This is a genomic window from Streptomyces sp. NPDC001027, from assembly GCF_040299045.1.
GTDB lineage: Bacteria > Actinomycetota > Actinomycetes > Streptomycetales > Streptomycetaceae > Streptomyces.
Window position 1 is genome coordinate 1 of the sequence record NZ_JBEPBI010000391.1, and the last position, 5,017, is coordinate 5,017.

2 protein-coding genes are annotated in these 5,017 nt (G+C 75.0%); both read right to left on the reverse strand.

Annotated elements, in window-relative coordinates; genetic code table 11:
• Positions 1–19: 19 nt before the first annotated feature.
• Positions 20–4,675 (reverse strand): beta-ketoacyl synthase N-terminal-like domain-containing protein, encoded by a 4,656-nt coding sequence (locus ABT300_RS41295; protein WP_351687530.1) that lies wholly within the window; start codon positions 4,673–4,675, stop codon positions 20–22.
• A gap of 4 nt (positions 4,676–4,679) precedes the next feature.
• The coding region (locus tag ABT300_RS41300) for a polyketide synthase dehydratase domain-containing protein (RefSeq protein ID WP_351687532.1) at positions 4,680–5,017 on the reverse strand (338 nt) is incomplete at its 5' end.

Genomic DNA, 5,017 nt, shown 5'->3' on the forward strand with positions numbered 1-5,017 from the left:
GAACCTGCAGGTCCACGCATCACCTCCGATGCGACGGCAACCGATGCACGCCCCGGCCGACGGCCAGGCGCTCCAGTTGGGCCCTGGTGAAGGACGGCCCCGTCGGCGTGCGGGACCGGTCCGCCGATGCCGCATCCCGTCCGGCTGGAGCCGCCGGGCCTGGCAGGGGCGCGGCGGGCGCTGCCGCGGGCGGGGCGGGGGCGGGAGGCGTCGCCTCAAAGGCAGGCGCCGTCGACGTCCCGGGCGGGGGCGCTTCGGCCGTCGGCGCCATGCCTGCGGTCGGTACGACGCTCGCGGGAGGGGCGGACAGGCGCGGCGCCGTCGGCGAAGACGCACCGGCCCGCGTCGCGAGGTCCGCCGCCTGTTGCAGGGAGGCCAGATACGTGGTGTGGATCCAGGTCTGGGTGGCGAGGAACTGTCGGTGGGCCCGGGCGACCGAGGCCACGTGGGTCGCGACCACCGCCGTGAGGTCCGGACCGGCGACACCGGTGCGTTGCCCGGTCACCGTGCCGACGGTGGGCGGGAGAGACGCCACGGCAGCCGGGGGCACGGCCTGCGTGGAGACCGGGACCACGTGCTGCGGAGCGGCTTCGGCGCCGCCGTGACTGCCGCGGGCCGGGGGCAGCGGCGCGACCGCCTCCGCCCTGCCGGGCAGCGCCAAGCCGGGAGCGGGAGCCATCACCTCCGCGGACAACGGCAGACCGGGAGCGGGAGCCAGCACGTCGGTGTGCAACGGCAGACCGGGAGCGGGAGCCGCCTCCGCGGACGCCGACCAACCAGCAGCCGGAGCCGTCACCTCGGTGGGCAACGACCAGCCAGGAGCCGGAGCCATCACCTCTGCGGGCAGCGGCAGACCAGGAGCCGGAGCCATCACCTCCGCGGACAGCGACGGACCGGGCGCGGGAGCTGTCGCCTCCGTACGCAGCGGCAGGCCAGGTTCGGGAGTCTGCGCCTCCGTGAAGGGCGCCGGTAGGGGCAGCCGGATCTCCGGCGGATGCGCGGGCAACGTCAGCTGCCGTCGGGCGGGGGTCGCCTCAAGCCGGCCGCCCGCGGCGAGACAGTCGTACAGCGCGTCGGCGTCGACACGCACCCCTGCCGCCGTCAGCTCGGCGGCCACGTGGAAGAGCCGGCGGATTCCCCGCCCTTCCGGGGCGTCCATCGCGACCGCGAGGTGCTCGCGGGAGCCGAGGGTGCGGCCGATCCAGCCGGAGCACTGGTTGCGGGGACCGTGCTCGACGAAGATCCGCACGCCGTCGTCCCAGGCCTGCTGGACGGTGCGGGCGAAGTCGATGCTCCCGAGCCCCTGCGCGGTCACCGCGTCCGCGGCCGTGTCGGCGGTCGGGCTGTACCACTCCCCGGAGGAGCAGGTGTAGAACCGCACGCCGGGCACCGGATGCGTGGGCAGGTGATGGAGGTCCCGCCACTCCTGGCGCACCTCCTCCACCTCGGGGACGTGGGCCGCGATCTGGTATCCGATGGCCAACGTGGGCACGCCCGAAAGCCGCTTCAGCACGCGCTCGCAGGCTTCCTGCGCGCCGCCGAACACGCAGGAGTCCGGAGCGTTGACCACCATGAGATGCACGGCCGGTTCGCCGGCCAGCGCAGCCCGTACCCGTTCCGGCGAGGCCTCCGCCACATGGCTGGCCCATGTGCGGGACTCCAGACCCAGCCGCCGCCACGCCCGGCGCGGCGCCTCCAGATCACCGGCGACCAGACGGGTGAAGAGCTGCGAGCCGCGGGCCTCGGTCAGCAGCGGGGAGACATCCCGCCAGGCCCCGAGTGCGGCCAGGGCGACGGATTCGCCCGACGAGTAGCCGAGCGCCGCCTGCGGACGCAGGCCCAGCACGTCCTGGGTGATGCGGGTGTGCAGCTGGCCCAGGACGGAGGCGCCGCCGATCTGGTCGAGCGGGTGGGGCGGACCGGCGTCCTCGGAGGCGAAGGCCCAGCCGACGACGGCCCGCAGATCGCCCGAGCGCTCGCGGACGGCGTCCAGCTGTGCGGGGAAGGCGAGCATCGCCTCCCGGCCCATGCCGCGGTGGGCCATCGAACCGCCGGAGTACACGAAGGCGATCTCGCCCTCCACCGGCCGCTCCTGGAAGGCGGCGTCCGCGGGCCGCACCCCCTGGCCGAGAAGCCATCGGCGGGAACGCTCCGTGAGATCCGCGTGTTCCGCCGCGTCGGCCGCGCACAGCACCAGCCGTGCCGGTCCCTCATCGGACTCCCGGCCCGCCGCCAAGGCGGACAGCACCTCGGCGCGGTCCCGCCCGGAATACACGTGCAGACGGGGCAGCGGCTCGTCGACGAAGGGCGCGACGTCCCCGGCGCGCAGCCGGATCGTGGTGGGTGCGCCGGCCAACGGCACGCAGGCGGCCGCGCCCTGCACGTCGTCCAGCGCCGGCGTCGCCGCCGCGCCGCTCCGGGGGCGTGCCCGATGACGTAGGGCCAGCGCGGTGACCGCCACCGACAGCAGGCCGCTGGCGGCATGCGCCCGGCCGTACAGTGCGCACGGGTCGAATCGGTCGTCCGGCGCGTCCGCACCGTCGGCGTCCGGCAGCGGGTCGCCCACCGTGAGGCCGACGGGTCCGGCGCCGTCTCCTTCCAGCACCGCCAGAACGGTGTCCCCCACCGCGCGGGCGTCCGCAAGCCGCTTGAGCACGAGGACGACGGCCGCATCACCAGGCTCGGTGTCGCGCCCCAGCTCCGAGAGCGCCGCCCGGTGCACCGGCTCGCACGACAGGTCGACCGCCCCCACCAGGACGGCGTCGGCGTCCCCCGCACGCAGTGCTCGTGCCCCGGTCTCCAGGGCGGCCACGCCGGACGCCTCCTCGGCGCTCACGGTGAAGCTGGCTCCGGCCAGGTCGAGTTGCGAGTTGATCCGGTTGGCGACGACATTGGGCATCGCCCCGATCACGGCGGCCGCCGTCTGCGCCGGCCGTACCGCGTCGCGCAGTCGCTCCGTACGGCCCCGGTCGGCCTCCGCCTCCCCCGGCCCGAGCAGCCATTCCGGGACCCGCCAGCGAGCGATGTGGCGGGCCGCCTCCGGGTCACAGCCCATGCCGACGAGCACCATGGTGCGCTCACGTGGCAGAACGGTCATGGCGGCGGCCTCCCGCGCCGCCTCGAGCACCAGCAACTGCTGGGCATGGGTGTCGTGCAGGTCGAGCGGCGGGAAGCGCAGACCGTCCAGCGCCACGTCGATCGTGGAGCGCCGGCCGGAGCGGGGCGTGCCCCGCATCAGGGTCCGGCCCAGGTCCGCGGCGCCGACCCCGTCGGCGACCCGTGCTCCGACGGCGACGATCGCGATCGGCGGCTCCGTCTCGGGCCGCGGCGGGGCGGAGGGCACGGGCGGCATGGGCGGTGCCACGGTGCGGGTGCTGTCGCCGGTCCAGGCGTCCACGATCACATGCGCGTTGTTGCCGCCGAAGCCGAATGCGCTGACGGCGGCGCGCCGCGGTCCGGTCCACTCCTCCGTCTCCCGCAGCGGGCGCAGGGGCGTCGCTGCCAGGTCCGCCAGCGGTTCGTCGATGCCCAGCGTGGCGGGGCGGACGCCGCTGTCCAGGGCGGCGAGCACCTTGAGCAGTCCGGCCGCGCCGGCGGCGGTGATCGCATGGCCGAGGTTGGACTTGACCGACCCCACCGGCAGATCGTCCGCGTCGGCGAAGACCCGGCCGCTGCTGCGGACCTCCACCGTGTCGCCCAAGGCGGTGCCCGTCGCATGGCATTCGAGCAGGCCCACGCTCTCGGGGGACACTCCCGCCTCCCGGTAGGCCTGCTCCATGGCCCGCCGCTGGCCCTCCTCGGACGGCACGAGCAGCCCTTGGCCCCGCCCGTCGTTGGACAGACCCACGCCGCGGATCACTCCCAGGATCCGCGCATCGGCGGCCATGGCGTCGTCCAGCCGCATCAGAGCCACGAACGCGGCTCCCTCGGCGGGCACCAGCCCGTCGGCGCCCTGTTGGAAAGGGCGGCTGCGCCCGGTGCGGCTCATCGCGGACAGGCTGCAGAAACTGACGTGGAGGAAGAGGTCGTCCGCTCGGTTGACCCCGCCGGCCACCATCAGATCGGCCTGCCGGTCCCGCAGCCGCCGGCAGGCCAGGGCCACGGCGTACAGCGAGGACGCGCAGGCGGCGTCCAGCGACAGCCCGCCGAGCCCCAGCCCGAACGCCCGGGCCGCCAGATGCGCCGGAAGCCCCGACACGAACCGGTTGTACGGGTGGGTCCCGCGGCCCTCGGAGCCCCGCCAGACCTCCTCGGCGTAGCGGGCCAGACCCGTCGAGGGGTAGGACAGATTGCCCATGATCAGTCCCGCCCGGTCCAGCAGCCGCTCCTGGCCGGCCTCGCTCAGGGCGGCTCCCACCCCGCGCAGCGTCCACGGGAAGAGCGGGTCGAGGTCGGCGGTGTCCGGCGAGGGCGCAAGGCGTCCGAGACGTGCGAACTCCTCGGCGAAGTCGGCTGCGGCGGAGTTCCGCACGTAGCCGCCGACATCGCTCCATGTGCGGTCGACGGCGTCCGCGGGCCGGCCCATGGCCCAGTGCGGGCGAAGCCTCCACCGTCCCTCCGGCACCGGCCCGAGACTCACCTCGCGGGCCAGGATGTTCTGCCAGAGCTGCTCGGGGTCCAGCGCGCCGGGCAGCACGCAGCCGCGTCCGACGACGGCGATCGGTTCGAAGTCCATGCCTTCAGTTCCTGCCTTCCGCGTTCTGCGGTACGGCCCCCGCCGTGGCGGTCGTGACGGGCGTGGCGGGTATGGCGGCCGTGTCGGGACGGCGTACCAGGCTCAGCCCCAGCAGCTCCACGAGCGGCGTGCCCTCACGGTCCAGCAGCGCCAGATCGCACAGGGGGCGCAGCGGATCCGCCTCCCGGGCGAGCACCACACACGACGCCGGCTCCTTCGACGGGCCGCACACGTGCACGCGGACCTCTTCCGCTCCCATGGGCAGGAAGGCGCCGCCGCAGGCTTCCTCGGCCCACAGCAGGGCCAGTTGCAGACCGGCGTCGACGGCGGCCGGGTCCATGC